The sequence below is a fragment of the Mesorhizobium sp. 01N446 genome (assembly GCF_056399285.1).
Genome location: NZ_JBFTRA010000007.1, coordinates 12,501 through 29,113 on the forward strand (window position 1 = coordinate 12,501; position 16,613 = coordinate 29,113).

Annotated in this window: 19 protein-coding genes and 1 tRNA gene; 9 read left to right on the forward strand and 11 right to left on the reverse strand. The window is 62.2% G+C overall.

From position 1 onward, the window contains the following. Window positions 1–65: 65 nt before the first annotated feature. Both AC1DPX_RS23735 and AC1DPX_RS23740 read left to right on the forward strand, forming a co-directional pair. Complete coding sequence (locus tag AC1DPX_RS23735; RefSeq protein ID WP_477239843.1) at window positions 66–338, forward strand: hypothetical protein; 273 nt, start codon at window positions 66–68, stop codon at window positions 336–338. Continuing rightward, window positions 335–1,960: a recombinase family protein gene (locus tag AC1DPX_RS23740; protein WP_477240093.1), complete on the forward strand. Its 1,626-nt coding sequence runs from the start codon at window positions 335–337 to the stop codon at window positions 1,958–1,960. The genes AC1DPX_RS23735 and AC1DPX_RS23740 overlap by 4 nt, the downstream gene beginning before the upstream one ends. Here AC1DPX_RS23740 and AC1DPX_RS23745 read toward each other — a convergent pair. Further along, window positions 1,917–1,993 (reverse strand) — tRNA-Met (locus AC1DPX_RS23745). The two genes, AC1DPX_RS23740 and AC1DPX_RS23745, sit on opposite strands and share 44 nt — an antisense overlap. A gap of 241 nt (window positions 1,994–2,234) precedes the next feature. On the opposite strand from AC1DPX_RS23745, the gene AC1DPX_RS23750 reads away from it, so the two are divergent. Then, window positions 2,235–3,200 (forward strand): Gfo/Idh/MocA family protein, encoded by a 966-nt coding sequence (locus AC1DPX_RS23750; RefSeq protein WP_477239844.1) that lies wholly within the window; start codon window positions 2,235–2,237, stop codon window positions 3,198–3,200. A gap of 15 nt (window positions 3,201–3,215) precedes the next feature. Here the strand turns inward: AC1DPX_RS23750 and mnmA are convergent, their stop codons facing one another. Then, entirely contained in the window at window positions 3,216–4,406 is a 1,191-nt protein-coding gene (mnmA, locus tag AC1DPX_RS23755; protein ID WP_143973668.1) for a tRNA 2-thiouridine(34) synthase MnmA, read from the reverse strand. 287 nt (window positions 4,407–4,693) lie between these two features. Between mnmA and sciP the strand changes: the two genes are divergently transcribed. Beyond that, window positions 4,694–4,969: a CtrA inhibitor SciP gene (gene sciP / locus AC1DPX_RS23760; RefSeq protein WP_006203587.1), complete on the forward strand. Its 276-nt coding sequence runs from the start codon at window positions 4,694–4,696 to the stop codon at window positions 4,967–4,969. Between the two features lie 69 nt (window positions 4,970–5,038). Here the strand turns inward: sciP and AC1DPX_RS23765 are convergent, their stop codons facing one another. Beyond that, window positions 5,039–5,962 carry an NADP-dependent oxidoreductase gene (locus AC1DPX_RS23765; RefSeq protein ID WP_477239845.1) on the reverse strand — a complete coding sequence of 308 codons (924 nt, stop codon included), beginning with the start codon at window positions 5,960–5,962 and terminating at the stop codon, window positions 5,039–5,041. 89 nt (window positions 5,963–6,051) lie between these two features. On the opposite strand from AC1DPX_RS23765, the gene AC1DPX_RS23770 reads away from it, so the two are divergent. Continuing rightward, on the forward strand, window positions 6,052–6,450 hold the full coding sequence (locus AC1DPX_RS23770; protein WP_477239846.1) for a winged helix-turn-helix transcriptional regulator: 399 nt from the start codon (window positions 6,052–6,054) through the stop codon (window positions 6,448–6,450). A gap of 86 nt (window positions 6,451–6,536) precedes the next feature. Here AC1DPX_RS23770 and AC1DPX_RS23775 read toward each other — a convergent pair whose 3' ends face one another. Further along, window positions 6,537–6,914 carry a flagellar export protein FliJ gene (locus tag AC1DPX_RS23775; RefSeq protein ID WP_027030743.1) on the reverse strand — a complete coding sequence of 126 codons (378 nt, stop codon included), beginning with the start codon at window positions 6,912–6,914 and terminating at the stop codon, window positions 6,537–6,539. 450 nt (window positions 6,915–7,364) lie between these two features. Between AC1DPX_RS23775 and ctrA the strand changes: the two genes are divergently transcribed. Continuing rightward, on the forward strand, window positions 7,365–8,060 hold the full coding sequence (gene ctrA / locus AC1DPX_RS23780; RefSeq protein WP_006203583.1) for a response regulator transcription factor CtrA: 696 nt from the start codon (window positions 7,365–7,367) through the stop codon (window positions 8,058–8,060). A 99-nt stretch (window positions 8,061–8,159) separates the two neighbouring features. On the opposite strand, the gene AC1DPX_RS23785 is transcribed toward ctrA, so the two are convergent. Together AC1DPX_RS23785 and chpT are read right to left on the reverse strand one after the other, a co-directional pair. Further along, window positions 8,160–8,528 (reverse strand): response regulator, encoded by a 369-nt coding sequence (locus tag AC1DPX_RS23785; RefSeq protein ID WP_019860755.1) that lies wholly within the window; start codon window positions 8,526–8,528, stop codon window positions 8,160–8,162. A gap of 225 nt (window positions 8,529–8,753) precedes the next feature. Next, window positions 8,754–9,383, reverse strand: a complete 630-nt coding sequence (gene chpT, locus AC1DPX_RS23790) for a histidine phosphotransferase ChpT (RefSeq protein ID WP_019860754.1) — start codon at window positions 9,381–9,383, stop codon at window positions 8,754–8,756. 389 nt (window positions 9,384–9,772) lie between these two features. Here chpT and AC1DPX_RS23795 point away from each other — a divergent pair, with 389 nt between their 5' ends. Together AC1DPX_RS23795 and AC1DPX_RS23800 are read left to right on the forward strand one after the other, a co-directional pair. Next, entirely contained in the window at window positions 9,773–10,309 is a 537-nt protein-coding gene (locus AC1DPX_RS23795; protein ID WP_244277619.1) for a DUF1134 domain-containing protein, read from the forward strand. Between the two features lie 160 nt (window positions 10,310–10,469). Continuing rightward, the gene (locus AC1DPX_RS23800) at window positions 10,470–11,621 is read left to right on the forward strand and encodes a coiled-coil domain-containing protein (protein ID WP_477239847.1); all 1,152 of its coding nucleotides are present in this window, start codon (window positions 10,470–10,472) and stop codon (window positions 11,619–11,621) included. Between the two features lie 22 nt (window positions 11,622–11,643). On the opposite strand, the gene AC1DPX_RS23805 is transcribed toward AC1DPX_RS23800, so the two are convergent. From AC1DPX_RS23805 to AC1DPX_RS23825, 5 genes are all read right to left on the reverse strand, one after another. Continuing rightward, the gene (locus AC1DPX_RS23805) at window positions 11,644–12,441 is read right to left on the reverse strand and encodes a TrmH family RNA methyltransferase (protein WP_477239848.1); all 798 of its coding nucleotides are present in this window, start codon (window positions 12,439–12,441) and stop codon (window positions 11,644–11,646) included. Window positions 12,442–12,544: 103 nt separating this feature from the next. Then, window positions 12,545–12,889, reverse strand: coding sequence for an ArsR/SmtB family transcription factor (locus AC1DPX_RS23810; RefSeq protein WP_027047319.1), 345 nt, complete (start codon window positions 12,887–12,889; stop codon window positions 12,545–12,547). Between the two features lie 155 nt (window positions 12,890–13,044). Next, window positions 13,045–13,824, reverse strand: a complete 780-nt coding sequence (locus tag AC1DPX_RS23815) for a HugZ family pyridoxamine 5'-phosphate oxidase (protein WP_477239849.1) — start codon at window positions 13,822–13,824, stop codon at window positions 13,045–13,047. 116 nt (window positions 13,825–13,940) lie between these two features. Beyond that, window positions 13,941–14,702, reverse strand: coding sequence for a 3-hydroxyacyl-CoA dehydrogenase (locus AC1DPX_RS23820; RefSeq protein ID WP_477239850.1), 762 nt, complete (start codon window positions 14,700–14,702; stop codon window positions 13,941–13,943). 128 nt (window positions 14,703–14,830) lie between these two features. After that, on the reverse strand, window positions 14,831–15,355 hold the full coding sequence (locus tag AC1DPX_RS23825) for a GNAT family N-acetyltransferase (RefSeq protein WP_477239851.1): 525 nt from the start codon (window positions 15,353–15,355) through the stop codon (window positions 14,831–14,833). A gap of 272 nt (window positions 15,356–15,627) precedes the next feature. On the opposite strand from AC1DPX_RS23825, the gene AC1DPX_RS23830 reads away from it, so the two are divergent. Further along, window positions 15,628–16,611 (forward strand): glutathione S-transferase family protein, encoded by a 984-nt coding sequence (locus AC1DPX_RS23830; protein WP_477239852.1) that lies wholly within the window; start codon window positions 15,628–15,630, stop codon window positions 16,609–16,611. Window positions 16,612–16,613 lie beyond the last annotated feature (2 nt).

Sequence of the window (16,613 nt, forward strand, 5' to 3'; positions counted from 1 at the left end):
TGCTTTCCCTAGCCGCCCGGCGGCCTCCGATAGACGGTCGATCCACCATTGGGAGAGCGACCGCTATGGCTGAGGAAACCAGGATCGGCCCACAGGCTTTAGTTCCGGCGAACGACAACGGCGACGTCGCCAACCCCGAGGGGCGCCCAGAAAACATGGCGGCGAGGCTGGATCGGGTCGTGCTGGATATCGCCCGTTTGATCGGCCGGCAACTGGCGCGGGAGGCATTCGAGTCGGGGCTGGCGGCCAACGACAATCGGCCGGGCCGCCGAGAGGGAGAGGGCAGGGAGCCGGATAGCAACCCCCCTGGGAACAGGAGAGAGGAGCCGCCGCCATGACCCGTGTTGCACTCTATGCCCGCTATTCGTCCGACAACCAACGCGAAGCCTCAATCGAAGACCAACTGCGACTTTGCCGAGAACACTCATTTAAAGAGAGATGGACTGTTGTTGGGACCTATGCCGATGCTGCCATCTCTGGTGCAAGCATCGTCCGTCGACCAGACATTCAGCGGCTCCTGAGTGATGCTCAAAGCGGGCAGTTCGAGATCGTTCTTGCCGAGGCGCTTGATCGCCTCTCACGCGACCAGGAAGATGTGGCTGGTCTCTTCAAACGGCTGCGCTTCGCCGGCGTCAACCTCGTCACCCTCTCCGAGGGTGCAGTCGATGAACTTCATGTGGGCCTCAAGGGAACGATGAACGCGCTCTTCCTGCGTGACCTTGCGGTTAAGATCAGGCGCGGACAAAGCGGACGAATATTGAATGGCTATGCGGCTGGTGGCCTTTCCTATGGCTATCGCGTGGTCAAAAAGCTCGATGAAAGCGGCGAACCGATCCGCGGTCTGCGCGAGATCGATGAGCATCAAGCCCAGGTCGTACGCAGAATCTTTCAGGAGTTCGCGGTTGGTCGATCAGCACGTGCGATAGCTGCTGACCTCAATAAAGAAGGTATCCCATCGCCCTTTGGTGGCGCTTGGGGCGCCTCGACGATCAACGGCAACCTCAAGCGAAGAAGCGGCTTCCTTTACAACGAAATCTATATCGGGTTGCTCGTTTTCAACCGTATCAAGATGGTGAAAGATCCAGAAACCGGCAAGCGCATCTCGCGGCCGAACCCGCCCGAAACGTGGCAGATCATGGAGGTCTCGCATCTGCGGATCGTGGATGATGCGCTATGGGAAGCAGCCCAAGCTCGCAAGAAGCTGTATGGAGGTGCGAAACTCCATCATCGCCGACGTCCGAAACATATGTTCTCAGGGCTCGTACGGTGCGGCCGCTGTGGCGCCTCCTATACCGTGAAGAATCAAGACCAACTGGCCTGTGCTGCGCATCGTGAGAAAGGTACCTGCACCAACAGCAGGACGATCCGTGTTGGCGACCTCGAAAAACGTGTGCTTGCTGGCGTCCAGCGGCGATTGCTGGCGCCAGATGCCATCGCAGGCTTCCTTGCCGAATATCACGCCGAGCAAAAGCGGCTGAATGCGATGAACCGCCAACGGAATAAGGAAGCTGAGAAGCGGCTCATCGGCATCGACAGACAGATCGCCAATATCGTTGATGCCATTGCCGACGGTGTCTCGACGGCCAGCATGAGATCGAAGTTGCTGGACCTCGAGAGCGAGAAGGAAAGTCTAGCGCGAGAGCTTCAAGCCATGGCAGCCGCTGAAAGCATCGTGGAGTTTCACCCGGCAGCTGTCGAGGCTTATCGCCGCAAAGTGTCGGAGCTCCAGATGGCCCTGCAATCCGACGAAAGCGAGCGTGACGAGGCAGCGAGGATTGTCCGTTCGCTAGTTGCGAAGATTGAGATCATTCCGGCCGAGGGCAGGGGGCAGATTGAGCTCAAGGTCCACGGTGCGCTGGCGGAGCTCCTCAACCTGGCAAACCGTAAACCAGGAGAGGCGCCTAACGCTGTATTGATGGTAGCGGGAGAGGGACTTGAACCCCCGACCCCAGGATTATGATTCCCGTGCTCTAACCAACTGAGCTACCCCGCCATGGCGGCGAAAGGCCCGAAATCCGCCTCAAATCAAAAGGCATTTCGAGGCGTTCGCCAAGGTCGCGCGGATATAAGGTTGGGAGGGCGAGCCTGTCAAGCTTCGAAGCATTCCATATCGCCGCATATCCTCATTGCCGAAAAAAGCTTTGCCGTCTGGACATTTGGTTGCAAGCGCCGGGGTTGAGTTCGAAGGGGCACGTCGCTATGTCTCGGCCACGAGTTTTTAGAGTTTGAAACAGATGAAGCCGCGCATTGCAGTCCTCGGTTGCGGATACTGGGGCAGCAACCATATCCGCACCCTCAAGGCGCTTGGCGCGCTGTACGCGGTTTCCGACGCCAACAAGGCGCGAGCCGAAGGCTTTGCCAGCGAACAGGATTGCCTGGCGATCGAGCCGGACCAGCTGTTCGGCCGGGACGACATCGACGCCATCGTCATGGCCTTGCCGCCACAATACCATGCCGACCTTTCCGTGCGCGCCGCTGAAAGCGGCAAGGACCTGCTGGTGGAAAAGCCGATCGCGCTGACGGTGCCGGATGCCGAGCGCGCGGTGCAGGCGGCCAAGGACAATGGCCGCGTCTTCATGGTCGGCCATGTCCTGCGCTTTCATCCCGCCTTCGAGACGCTGAAGGGGCTGATCGACAAGGGCGAGCTCGGCGAAGTCCGCTACATCCACTCGCACCGGCTCGGCCTCGGCAAGTTCCACACCGAGAACGATGCGCTGTGGGACCTGGCGCCGCACGATCTGTCGATGATCCTGGCCATCACCGGCACCGAGCCGATCGAGGTGCGCGGCGAGGGCGCGGCACTCCTCGACAACCTCAGCGACTTCGCACATCTGCACATGCGCTTTCCCAACGGCCTGCGCAGCCATCTTTTCACCTCGCGGCTCAATCCCTATCGCGAGCGGCGGCTGACCGTGGTCGGCACCAAGGCGATGGCGGTGTTCGACGATGTCGAGCCATGGGAACGCAAGCTGGCCGTCTACCGCCACGCGGTCTGGCAGGACAGCGGCCAATGGGCCTTCACCACCAACGAGCCGTCCTATGTCGCGGTCGCGCAAGGCATGCCGTTGACGCGCGAGCTCGAGCATTTCATCCACTGCATCGAGACGCGGGCCGAGCCGCGCACCAGCGGCGAGGAAGCAATCAGGGTGCTGCGCATCCTGACGGCGGGTACCGTCACCCACACCAAGTCGAAAGACTGAGAAGGCGCCGACTGCTTATTCGGCCGGAATTTGCGCCGGCCTGGCCGCCAGCTTCGTCAGCATGGCCTCTGCCTCGGCGCCGCGCTCGGAGCGCTCGATAAAGCCGCCGCCGAAGACGCGCGCTTCGTTGCCGTCGTCGGAATAGAGCACGCAGGCCTGGCCGGGCGCGATCCCGGACTCGCCGTCGGCCAGTTCGACCGACGTCACGCCCGCGATGTGGCGCAGCACCGCCGGGCGCGGCGGCCTGGTCGAGCGCACCTTGGCGAACAGTTCGAGGCCGCCTTCCGGAATATCGCCAAGCGGCCCGTCGCCGAGCCAGTTCATGTTGCGCAGGTAGATCTTGTGCGTCTCCAGCGCCTCGCGCGGGCCGACCACGACGCGGGCCCGTTCGGCATCGAGATGAACGACATAGAGCGGCTCGCCCGACGCGATGCCGATGCCGCGGCGCTGGCCGATCGTGTAGCGCAATATGCCCTCATGGCGGCCGAGCACGCGGCCGTCGATATGGACGATGTCGCCTGGATTGGCGGCAGCCGGCTTCAGCTTGGCGATGATGTCGGAATACTTGCCTTGTGGCACGAAGCAGATGTCCTGGCTGTCCTGCTTGGCGGCCACCGTCAGCCCCATCTCCTCGGCTATGGCGCGAACCTGCGGCTTCGACAGGCCGCCCAGGGGAAAGCGCAGATAGTCGATCTGCGCCTGCGTGGTGGCAAACAGGAAATAGCTCTGGTCGCGGTCGGCATCGACCGGCCGGTAGAGCGCGCGGTGGGCGCCGTTGGCGCCTGAGCGGATGTAATGGCCGGTGGCGAGCGCGTCGGCGCCGAGTTCCTTGGCGGTGGCCAGGAGGTCGGCGAACTTCACCGTCTGATTGCAGGAGACGCAAGGGATCGGGGTCTCGCCGGCGACATAGCTTTCGGCGAAGGGGTCGATGACCGCCTTGCGGAAGCGCTCCTCGTAATCGAGCACATAGTGGGGAATGCCAAGCGTTTCGGAAACGCGGCGGGCATCGTCGATGTCCTGTCCGGCGCAGCATGAGCCGGCCCGGTGCGTGGCCGCGCCGTGGTCGTAGAGCTGCAAGGTGACGCCGACGACATCATAGCCTTCGCGTTTCAACAGGCCGGCGACCACGGACGAGTCCACGCCGCCCGACATGGCGACGACAATGCGGGTGTTTTCGGGACGTCCGGGAAGGTCGAGACTGTTCATGATGCTTTCATTCTGCGCGGCGTCTGAATGCCAATGTCGAGAATATAGGTCAAGCTTTCCGGCAGCGCCAGCTTGCAAGGCGATCGACGAATTGCGGGCGATCCGCCATCGACCGGATTTTTCCCAACCAATTCAACGCTTCCAGCCGGATGTTTCAAATGCCTGCGAAAAGACTAACGCGGCGTTCACGATCCTTACCTAGTCATTAGGGTCTGCTTAGGCAATTTTTAAAGCTGTGGCGGTAACGTGGCGGGGATTGGGTCTTTGAGTTTTTTGTAGAGAGTACGATGACCGATCTGGTTAGACCTAGAGTTAAGTATGTTATCGGGCCTGACGGCAGCCCTCTCACGATTGCCGATCTGCCGCCGACCAACACGCGTCGCTGGGTTATCCGGCGCAAGGCGGAAGTGGTCGCGGCGGTGCGCGGCGGGCTTTTGAGCCTTGAGGAGGCATGCCAGCGCTACAAGCTCACCACCGAGGAATTCCTGTCCTGGCAGGCGTCGATCGACGAATATGGCCTTGCCGGGCTGCGCACCACGCGCATCCAGCAATACCGGCACTAGGGCCGGGCCGAAGATACAAAAGGGCGCGGCATTCCGCGCCCTTTTGTTTTTGGGGCGTGTCTTTGTTGGTCAGACCGTCAGCGCCACCTTGCCGATTGGTTTGGTGGCGAGGAAGGCGTGGGCAGCACCCGCTTCTTCGAGCGGGAAGCTTTTGGCCACATGGACGGTGAGCTTGTTCGCGTCGATCAACCGGCCAAGCTCCACCAGGCCTTCGCGGTCAGGCACGACGGACATGCGCTCGACGCGGATGTCGCGCGCGCTGGCCAGCGCCCTGGTGGCGTCGCTGAGGTTCAGCAAGGACACCAGCACGCCGCCGTTCCTGATGACCTTCAGCGAGCGTTCGGCATGCTCCCCGCCTATCGGGTCCAGTACCAGATCGATGTCGCTGATGCGGCTGGTAAAATCACCCTTGGTGTAGTCGATGACCTCATCGGCGCCGAGCTTGCGGACGAAATCGAGCTTGTTGGGGCTGGCGGTGGCGATGACGTAAGCGCCGCGCGCCTTGGCGATCTGCACCGCCAGATGGCCGACGCCGCCGGCCGCCGCATGCACCAGCGCGCGCTGGCCCGATTTCAGTCCGCCATGGCGGACAAGGCCCTGCCAGGCGGTCAGGCCGGCCAGCGGCAGGGCGCCTGTCTGGATGTGGTCGGCTCGCTTTGGTTTCAGTGCGATCTCGTCGGCGGGCACCGCGGCGAGCTCCGCATAGGCCGCCTGCTTGGGGAAATGCGGCATGCCGAACACCTCGTCGCCGACCTTGAGGCCGGTGACGCCGGCGCCCAGCGCCTCGACCGTTCCCGAAATATCCCAGCCGAGGATGAAGGGCGGCTCGCCAAGCAGCGGATAGTAGCCGCCGCGCACGGCGCCATCGACCGGATTGATGCCGGCCGCCTTGACGCGGACCAGCACTTCGCCGGCCTTGGGTGCGGGGTCGGGCTTGTTGGCAATGACAAGGACATCGGGTCCGCCGACGGAATTCTGGGTAACGGCACGCATGGGATCTCTCCTGCTTGGTTGGTGCCGCTATCATTTGGATAGTAATAGTCTCTTGTCCAGTATGTACCTTTGTGATATATAGGTACCTCATGTATAGTGAAGACGCTTCTCCCTTTGGCTATGACGCATACCGGCGGACCTGCCCTTCGCACACGGTGCTGGAGATGCTGGCCAGCAAATGGGTCTACCTCGTGGTCTGCGCGCTGCGCAAAGGCCGGCTGCGCAATGGCGAGCTTGCCCGCAAGCTCGAAGGCATAACGCCCAAGATGCTGACGCAGACATTGCGGGTACTGGAGCGCGACGGCCTGGTGCGGCGCGAGATCTTCCCGGTCATTCCGCCGCGCGTCGAATATGAATTGACCGAGCTTGGCCAGAACCTTGGGGCCCTTCTTACCCAGATCAGGGCATGGGCGGAGCAGCACGCGCCTGACATCAAGGATGCCCGCGCCAGGGCGATTGCCGCACATGAAGGGGATTGGGCCGCCTAGATCGGGGATCTCGCGGCAAGTGGCGGGTTCGGCGCGATCGCTCGATGAGCCACGCGCCCGCGTCGATTATGCGGATATCGGCCGGCTCAGCCGATCATGGCGCTGCGGCCACCGGTTTCGGCCTCGCGGACCTTGGTGTCTCGCGATTCCAGCATTTCGGCCTTGGAAAGCTCCGCTTCAGCTTCGCCGAGTAATGATTCGGCAGCGCTTCGCTGCTGGGCGAGGTCGCTTTGCGAATTTCTGAGGTTGTCGCGGCGCAAGCGCGCCGCCTTGGCGAAGGTCGGATAGGCGAAATGATTGATGTCGGTGATGCCGGCTTTCTTTTCCTCGGCGGTGATCTGAAGCTCCAGTTCGACGGCCATGCGTTCGAACTCGGCGATCATCATGTCGAGCTGCAGCAGCTGCCGCCGCTTCTCATTCACCTGAAACTGTTTCAGCCGAACGAGGTTTTCACGTGACTTCATGATTCGGTACTCCCGGAAACGCACACCCGCACATATCGTCCAAACCACCTGGAAAGGCCCAGGCGTTGCCCATGTCCACCGGCATCTCCCGAACTATGGGAAACAAAACCCTAAAGTTTTTTGCCGGCGGTAACCATTCGTTTACGGGCATTGTTAATCATACGGCTCAGGACTTAAGGCCGGGTAAAAATTCCGGCCGCCGAAGCGAAGGCGCGTCGATGAGTCCCTGGAGTCGCTTAGTCCAGGTTGTTAATGTGTTGCATTAGGAATTTGGGTATGAGATTCGTTATTAGATTCAAGAGGGTGTAGAAAGGGGTTAAAAAATCTGATACCGTCATGGACGGGAAATTAGGTTTTGTTAACCATTCAATGGCAGCCTCTGCACAAGGCAACCACTGCTCCGGGCAGGACGGGTCGTGAAATGGTCCGGCAGCAGAAAAGGGGAATGAAATGCGTGTTCTGCTGATAGAAGATGACAGTGCAACCGCACAAAGCATCGAACTGATGCTGAAATCGGAAAGTTTCAATGTCTATACGACGGACCTCGGCGAAGAGGGTGTCGATCTGGGCAAGCTCTACGACTACGACATCATCCTTCTCGATCTCAACCTGCCAGACATGTCCGGCTACGAGGTCCTGAGAACGCTTCGCCTCTCCAAGGTGAAGACGCCGATCCTGATCCTCTCCGGCATGGCCGGCATCGAGGATAAGGTGCGCGGCCTCGGCTTCGGCGCTGACGACTACATGACCAAGCCGTTCCACAAGGACGAGCTGGTGGCGCGCATCCATGCCATCGTGCGGCGCTCCAAGGGGCATGCCCAGTCGGTCATCACCACCGGTGACCTGGTGGTCAACCTCGACGCCAAGACCGTCGAAGTCGGCGGCCAGCGCGTGCACCTCACCGGCAAGGAATACCAGATGCTGGAGCTGCTCTCGCTGCGCAAGGGCACCACGCTCACCAAGGAAATGTTCCTCAACCACCTCTATGGCGGCATGGACGAGCCGGAATTGAAGATCATCGACGTCTTCATCTGCAAGCTGCGCAAGAAGCTCGACGCCGCATCCGGTGGCCAGAACTACATCGAAACGGTCTGGGGCCGCGGCTACGTGCTGCGCGAACCCGAAGATATCCGCGTCAGCGCCTGAGCGGCGGGCATCGCCCGAATCATTGCCTTGTCAGACAAAAAACCCGGCTTCGGCCGGGTTTTTGCCGTCATGGATCGGCAATGCGAGGGCCTTGCCGCCTCAGGCGGCGATTTTCAGGTTGCGAAAGCGCTCGAGCAGTTGCGGGCGATTGAACGGCTTCAGGAGATAGCCCTGGGCGCCGGCGCGTTTGGCTCGCATTATCGAGGCGATGTCGAGCTCGACCAGCGAGATCAGGATCTGCGGCCGTATCGGGCTTTCCATGGCGCGCACGCGGCGGATGAGGTCAACCGCCTGCACGTCCGGCAGGGCACCGTCGACGACGATGATGTCGGGCATGTCGGCGGCGCACATCTCCAGTGCGTCAAGCCCGCTGGCTGCTTCGATGACCACCATGTCGGAACCGCCCAGGATGCGTTTTGCAACCTTCCTGATGACGCTTGAATCGTCGACGAACATGCAGCGTTTCATTTCCGGGTCCTCTTTGCCTCAGGGCAATCCGGTCGTGCGGGGCATCTGCCGATCACCCTAGGCCGATCTGGTAAAGAACCCGAAAAGCCTTTAGGTAAAATTTTTGGAAAGATGCCGCTGGAGAGGCTTTTCTTCGCGAATGCTTCGCTGCCGCTGCCGATTGAACCGTCACGGCAATATTACGCCGTTGAAATACTTTGTTCTTCCGGCAAGCCGGCCGGACGCTCAGGCTGCCGAAAGCACGATTTCTTCCGCGGTCGCGTGGATCGATATCGTCATGCCGGCCTCGCGGGCCAGCAGCAGCGTGTAGTAGGGCTGCACCGAATGCGCGTCGATCGGCTCTTCCGGCTTGTGGCCGGAATGCAGTTCGAGGAATTTCGGCGGCACGCGCAGCATCGGGCCGCTTGCCGAAAGGGAAATGCGCGGCTCGGTTTCGAGATTCTCGAGGGTGACGACCAGCTTGCCGCCGCGCGGAATGGCGGCGTTGGCGACCAGGATCAGGTTGAGCAGCAGCTTGACCTTGTTCTTGGGCAGCAGCGCGCGTGCCCCGTTCCAGGTCAGTTCCGGCTTCTCGTTCTTGAGGAAGGCGATTGCCACCGCTTCGGCGTCGCCGGTGTCGATCAGCATGCCGGCGGAGCCTGCCGCGCCGAAGGCGATGCGGGCGAACTGCAACCGGGCCGAGGCGTTCTTGGCGCTCTGGCGGATGAGGCGCATGGCATCCTCGTCGGCGCCGCCCTCGTCAAGCAGTTCAAGCCCGTTGTTGATCGCGCCGACCGGCGAGATGATGTCGTGGCAGACGCGGCTGCACAGAAGCGCCGCGAGGTCAGGCGCGGAAAGGGTGAACAGATCGGCCATCGGTGAAAATCCCTGCAAAATTCCACAATTCATGGCCGAGCGATTGATTGTCGCGCCTGCCCACACGAATCACGCTTCAACCCGAGGCTCTCTGAATACACAGCACTCGTATGTACAGCAACAAATCCGAAACTGTCGTCGGGGCAAATGGCGCGTTTGCGCGGGCTTTCAGCGCCGCGCGACCCCAAAAGCCAGCCTTCGAACCGCCATCTTCCTGTGGGAGTTAATGGTTGAAAAAGAATTACGGCATAGTTTGCCCCTAACAGTCATCCTTAACGGCCGCCTAAAGAGCCGGACCGGATGCGAGGCGTCGGCGAAAGTGCTCCATGACGGAGATTGGAAGCATGTTTTCCCGATTCTACGACCGGAGTTTCCTCCGCGTCATCTCAATGGCGATCACGCTCATGGGCGTCCTCGTCTTCTCGACCTCAGCCCTGCGGGCCCAGGAATACACCGCTCAGGAGATTATCGATTCCGGCCACAAGTTCTTCGGCGCGACATCGGGTGGGCTCGCCACCGTCGTCGAGAAGATCTTCGCCTCTTACGGCCTGCCCAATGGCTATCTACTGGGTGAGGAGGGTTCGGGCGCGCTGATCGGCGGCCTGACCTACGGCGAAGGCACGCTCTACACCAAGAATGCCGGCGACCACAAAGTGTTCTGGCAAGGCCCGTCGCTGGGCTGGGATTTCGGCGGCGAGGGGTCCCGGGTGATGATGCTGGTCTACAATCTCGACGATGTCAGCAACCTCTACAACCGCTATGGCGGCGTCGCCGGTTCGGCCTATGTGGTGGCGGGTGTCGGTTTCAATGTGCTGAAGAACAACAATGTGCTTCTGGTGCCGATCCGCACCGGCGTCGGCGCCCGGCTCGGCGTCAATCTCGGCTATCTGAAACTGACCGAGCGGGCGACCTGGAATCCGTTCTAAAGTTCGACCCTTCGTGACCGCAATGCCAAGTTTTCGATGGGAATTGTAGGCCTGTGACCCTCCTCGCGCCGCGGCAAGCTCTTGCCGCAGCGCCGGATTTCCGCCATGCCAGTATGATGCGGTCCAGTTCCGGCGGTTGCCGCCGATAGCGGGTAGTCCTTTGGTTCAGTCGGTCCTGTTCTTTGCCCTCGGCTTTCTCTGTGCCGGCTTCCTGGCGCTGATGGTGGCGCCGGCCGTCTGGCGGCGTGCCGTCGCGTTGACCCGCAGGCGCATCGAGGCCTCCATCCCGCTGACGCAGAGCGAAATCCAGGCAGACAAGGACAGCATCCGGGCCGAGTACGCCATGACGACGCGCCGCCTCGAGATGAACGTCAAGGCGCTGCGCGAGAAAGCGGCCGAACAGCTCGTCGAGATCAATCGTGGCCGCGAGGCGTTGAAGGGGTTGGCGATCGAACGCACGGACAAGAACCACGCGCTCGCCGAACTCGGCGCCAAGAACGAAGCGCTGCGGCAGCGCGAAGAGGAACTGCATCAACTTTCGGAGCGTCACAAGGAAACCGAACGCAAGCTGGAGAAGCGGGCATTGGAGCTCGAAAAGCTGGAGCACATGTACGACGATGCAAGTTTTTCTTCTTCCAACCGGCAGATCGAGCTCGTGGCGCGGGAGTCCGAATTGCAGAAGCTGGCCAGCGATATCGCGCTGCTGCGCGGCCAGCGCAAGGAAGCAGACCGGCGCCATCAGGAGATCGCGGCCGAAAGCAAGGCCGCGCGCGATGCCCTGAAGGCGGAGAAGAAARGGGCGGCCGAACTCGACAAGAAGGTGGAGCGGCTGCTGGCGACGCTCGCCGATCGCGAGGACAAGCTCGACCGCCGCGAAAAGGAATTGGCGCGGCTGCGCGAAAAGGCGAAGGCCGAGGATGGCGGACCGGCCTTGCGGCTGGTCGGCAAGCCCGATGAAGCGGGCAGGCATGAGGAAGCCAAGCAGCGCGATGATCTGGACCAGGCGATCGCCAAGCTCGACAGCGACCGCGAGCGGCTGGAGGCCAGGCTGACGGCGCTGGCGCGCGAGAACAAGCGGCTCAAGGCGGATCTCGGCGCCATGGCATCGTCGGATACGGCCAATGGCAGCGCCGCGCTGCGCGAGCAGATGAACGAGCTGGCGGCTGAGGTCGTCCATCTGACGGCCAAGCTCGAGGGACCTGATTCCCCGATCGCCAAGGCGCTGGCGGCACCGCAGGACAGCCGATCCAACGGCGGCGACCGCAGCCTCGCCGACCGTGTGCGGGCCTTGCAGAAGGCGGACGCGAACTGAGGCGGGCGCGCCGCCGTCGCCCTTAACGATGCGAGAAGTGGTGCAGCGCGATGGCTGACGCTGCTGCGACGTTCAGGCTGTCGAAGCCTTTCGACATGGTGATCCGCACGGTTTGCAGGCGCGCAAGCAGGCTTTCTGGCAGGCCTTCGCCCTCGGTGCCGAGATAGAGCGCCAGGCGCTTGGCCGGCCTTGCATCGCGTATGTCGGTATTTCCGCGCGGTGACAGGGCGAATTGTTCAAAACCCTGTTCGGCGAGCATCGCGGTAAAGCCTGACGTGTCGGCGAAGGACGCAAACGGGATCTTGAGCGCGGCGCCGACCGAAACGCGGATCGCTTTGCGGTACAGCGGATCGCAGCATGTCGCGTCCATCAGCACCGCATCGGCGCCGAAGGCGGCGGCATTGCGGAAGATCGCGCCCATATTGTCGTGGTTGGCGATGCCGACGAGCACCACCACCAGAGCCTGGTCGGGCAAGGCATCCAGCAACGGCGCGGCCGCTTGCGGCGTCTCCTTACGGCCGATGGCCAGGATGCCGCGATGCATGTGGAAGCCGGCGATCGCATCCATCACCGCTGAGGCGACGACGTAGACCGGCAGGTCCGCCGGCGCCTTGTGCAGGATGTCGTTCAGGCCGCCGAGCCGGTTTTCCAGGACAAGAACGGATTCGGCGCCAAAGCGGCCGGAGGACAGAAGCAGGTCGAGAACCACTTTGCCTTCGGCGACGAAACGGCCTTGCCGGCCGGCAAGATCGCGTTCGCGGATATCGAGATAGGCGGCGACGCGTGAATCCCGTGGGTCGTCGATGCGAATTGGGTCCATGTCCTGCGCTCAAGCATCGAGAGCGTGGTTCGTGCGCCGGGAGAGACGCACAAGCCACGCTCCGGAAATCATCAGCGAGGTAAGCGGCCGCAGGAGCGTCCGGTCAAGTCCCGGCGCGGCGCAACCTCTGCGCCATCTGGGACAGATCCTCCTTGCCGGTGCCGAAAATACCATCCAGCACGACAAGCAGTTCGCGCACTGCGTCGGATTTGCAGGAGTAGTAGATCATCTGGCGGTCGCGGCGGGTTTCCACGAGGTCAAGCGCCCTCAGCTTGGCCAGATGCTGCGAGAGCGCGGACTGGCTGAGCATCACCTTGTCGGCGATGGCGCCGACCGACATTTCACCGTCGATCAGATAGCTCATAATCAGAAGCCGCTTTTCGTTGCCCATGAGCATCAAAAATTCGGCAGCAGATTCGGCGTTGGCGATTAGCTTTGTCGAGACCATGAATGCCCCATGCTGTTTGCTCATCGAGGCGCCATGGGGGCAATGGTGCCTGAATCCATAAATTCACTTGCGAAAGGCCACTGACGAGTCAGCGCCATCTCTGAAGGGTAGAACATTTCTTTCAAATCTCAAGTGTTGCTTTTGATCAAATGCAATTAAGTTTCATTATTTGTCTGCCCAGCGGCTCGGCCGGCCCTAGCCATTTCGACCAGAACGGGCCGCAATTCCCGTGCCGCTACCAGAGGTTGTGGAAAGAATACCCGGCAAACATTGTCTCCCGACAGCAAATCCATGCCGTCGGCGTCCAACCCGGCGATGCTCCAGCCATCACCATATGCCCCAGCGTAATAATGCGCGTAAACGGCGATCGCGTCCAGATGGTCCGCGTTCATGTGCTCGACGGCGGGTTGTTCGCTCGCCGCAAGCTCTTCCACGATGGGGCCGACGGAGACGAGATCGGAGCGATCGAGCAGATAGGCCTTGCCGAAGCCGCCATTGAGGCTGGCGCGCTGTGGCTCGAGGCGAAAGATCGAGAAGTCGCCGAGCCCGGCATAGAGGCTCGCCTTCGGATTGCGGTTGAGATAGCGGCGCTGGGCACGAGCATGCGCCTCAGAGCCACGCTCGAGCCGCGATGCCTGGCAGATCAGCGACAGGCGCGGATGCGCCAGCGGGTCGCCCTTGCCGGGCTCGCCGAGCAGGAGGGAACAGCGTGGATCGGCAAGCATGGCGGGCGTGTGCGCCGAGAGCATCGAAACCAGGATCAGCGGCGCGCCGTCGATGTCGGTGGCGACACCAACCCGGCTCGCCAGCGGTGACCCGGTCTGCGGTTCCAGCACCGCCAGGGCGCCGAAGCGAGCGCTGCGCAGAAGCGTCTTCGCCAACCGGATCGCCTCGGCGTCGGTCTGGCGGATCACGTCCTTCTTTCGATCGTCCAAGGGTCCCGTCCTGCTAAGTTGATTTTTCTATTCCACTTATCAGACGATGATGCCGGTCTTGGCAAGCACTCTATGCAAATCACCCGGAGCCGCATCGCACTTCCAAGGTGACTGTACTACTTCGGCGCCATGCGGATGGCGCCGTCGAGGCGGATGGTTTCGCCGTTCAGCATCTGGTTTTCGATGATGTGCAGGGCAAGTGCCGCATATTCGGATGGTTCACCGAGGCGGGACGGGAAGGGAACGGCGGCGCCCAGCGAATCCTGCACCTCCTGCGGCATGCCGGCCATCATCGGTGTCTTGAAGATGCCGGGTGCGATGGTGCAGACGCGGATGCCGGAACGGGCAAGGTCGCGCGCCACCGGCAGCGTCATGCCGACCACGCCCCCCTTCGAGGCGGAATAGGCGGCCTGGCCGATCTGGCCGTCATAGGCGGCGACCGAAGAGGTGTTGACGATAACGCCACGCTCGCCGCCCAACAGGGGCTCGAGCTTGGCGGCGCGGTCGGCGACCAGGCGGATCATGTTGAAGGTGCCGATCAGATTGACTTCGATCACCTTGCGGTATTGATCGAGCGGATGCGGCCCGTCCTTGCCGACCGTCTTCACGCCAATGGCGATGCCGGCGCAATTGACCAGCAGGCGCGGCTCGCCCAGCCTGCTCGCCGTCTCGGCGAGGGCCGCGGTGCCGCTGTCGGCGCTGCTGACGTCGCATTGGACGGCAATGCCGCCGATTTCGGCCGCGACCTTGGCGGCGCGGTCGATGCCGACATCGAAGATGGCGACGCGGGCGCCCTTGGCGGCAAGCGCACGCGCCGTTGCCTCGCCAAGGCCGGAGCCGCCGCCGGTGACGATCGCGATCTGGCCGTTGGGGTTCATGGCGTCATCCTCTCCCGGAGCAATTCATCATTTCACGAAAGCGCCGAACAGTTTCACATCTTCCTGGAATTGCTCCAGGAAGCAGGGACGGATCAGGCCCGGATCGGCGGTCAAGGTCAAGCCATCGGCTAGACGTGCTCGGCGATCCTGGCCTGGCTGGCATGGCCAACCTCGCCCGTGAGCCTGGCGACCGCGCCCGGCGTGATCTCGTGCGACAAAAGGCGGTCTAGATCGACAGGGCGCGGCATCGAGATCTGGCCGCGCGGGATGCGCTTGAAACCGAGCGGCCCGTAATAGGGCTCGTCGCCGACCAGTATGACGGCCGGCGCGCCGGCCTTTGCCGCCGCTTCGAGCGCGATCGCCACCAGCCGGCGGCCGATGCCGAGATTCTTGAAGGCCGGCCGCACGGCGAGCGGTCCGAGCATCAACGCGCGGCCGGCGCCGGCGGCGATGCGGGTCATGCGCACCGAGGCGACGACGAGATCGCCGTCGACCGCTACATAGGACAGCGCGCGCTCGTGGCCGCCGGCTTCGCGGATCTTGTAGGCGGCCAGCACGAAGCGGCCGGGCCCGAAGGCCTCGTCATTGATGGCTTCGATTTCAGGGTCGTGCGCCGGAGTTTCCGGCAGGTATTTCACGTCGGCAAGGCTCATGGTCTTTGCGTTCCGGTCAGGAGGAAAGGTTGCTGCAAACGGCAGCATTCGCCAGTCAGCGCTTCATCAAGCGCGGGCGCCCTTTCGTCGTCGGTCAAACCGGATCAAAGCAAAGTCGAACATGCGGAGTGTCCGCTAGCATCAATTTTCGGCCGCCGCAATTGGCCGTTTTAATCCGCCGTCTCTGTCAAGTGACGGTCTGTTCAGCACCTGACGTCTTCGGCAGGGCGAGCTTGCGCCTAAATTGGAAGAAAGGACGCAAGGAGATTTGCATGGGATTGCTGGTCGAGGGCAGGTGGCAGGACCGCTGGTATGATACGGCGGACAATGGCGGCAGGTTCGTGCGGACGCAGTCGCAGTGGCGCGACTGGGTCACCGTTGACGGAGCGCCGGCCGAAGGCCGCACGCGCGGCTTCAAGGCCGAGCCCGGGCGCTACCATCTCTATGTCTCGCTCGCCTGTCCCTGGGCGCACCGGACGCTGATCTTTCGCGCGCTGAAGGGGCTGGAAGACATCATCTCCGTCTCGGTCGTGCATCATTTCATGGGCGCCAACGGCTGGACGTTCCTGGCCGAGGACGGCGCCACGGGCGACACGCTTTACGGGCTGGATTTCCTGCATCAGATCTATGCCAAGGCCGATCCCGCCTATTCCGGCCGGGTGACGGTGCCGGTGCTTTGGGACAAGAAGGAGCAGACCATCGTCTCCAACGAGTCTTCCGAGATCATCCGGATGCTCAATTCGGCGTTCGACGCATGGGGCGATGCAAGCCTCGACTTCTATCCCGAGCACCTGCGCAGCCAGATCGATCGTATCAACGCGCTGGTCTATCCCGCGGTCAACAACGGCGTCTACCGCGCCGGCTTCGCCACCACGCAGCGTGCCTATGAGGAGGCGTTCGGCGAATTGTTCTCGGCGCTGGACAGGCTGGAGGAGCGGCTGTCAAAACAGCGCTATCTCGTCGGCGACCGCATCACCGAGGCCGACTGGCGGCTGTTCACCACGCTGGTGCGCTTCGATCCGGTCTATGTCGGCCATTTCAAATGCAATCTGCGCCGCATCGCCGACTATCCGAACCTGTCGAATTATCTGCGCGACCTCTATCAGGTGCCTGGTGTCGCCGCGACCGTGAACCTGCATCACATCAAGGCGCACTATTACGGCAGCCACGAAACGATCAATCCAACACGGATCGTGCCCGTGGGGCCGGAACTCGACTATGGCGCGCCGCATGACCGGGGGCGGTTCGCGATCTGAAA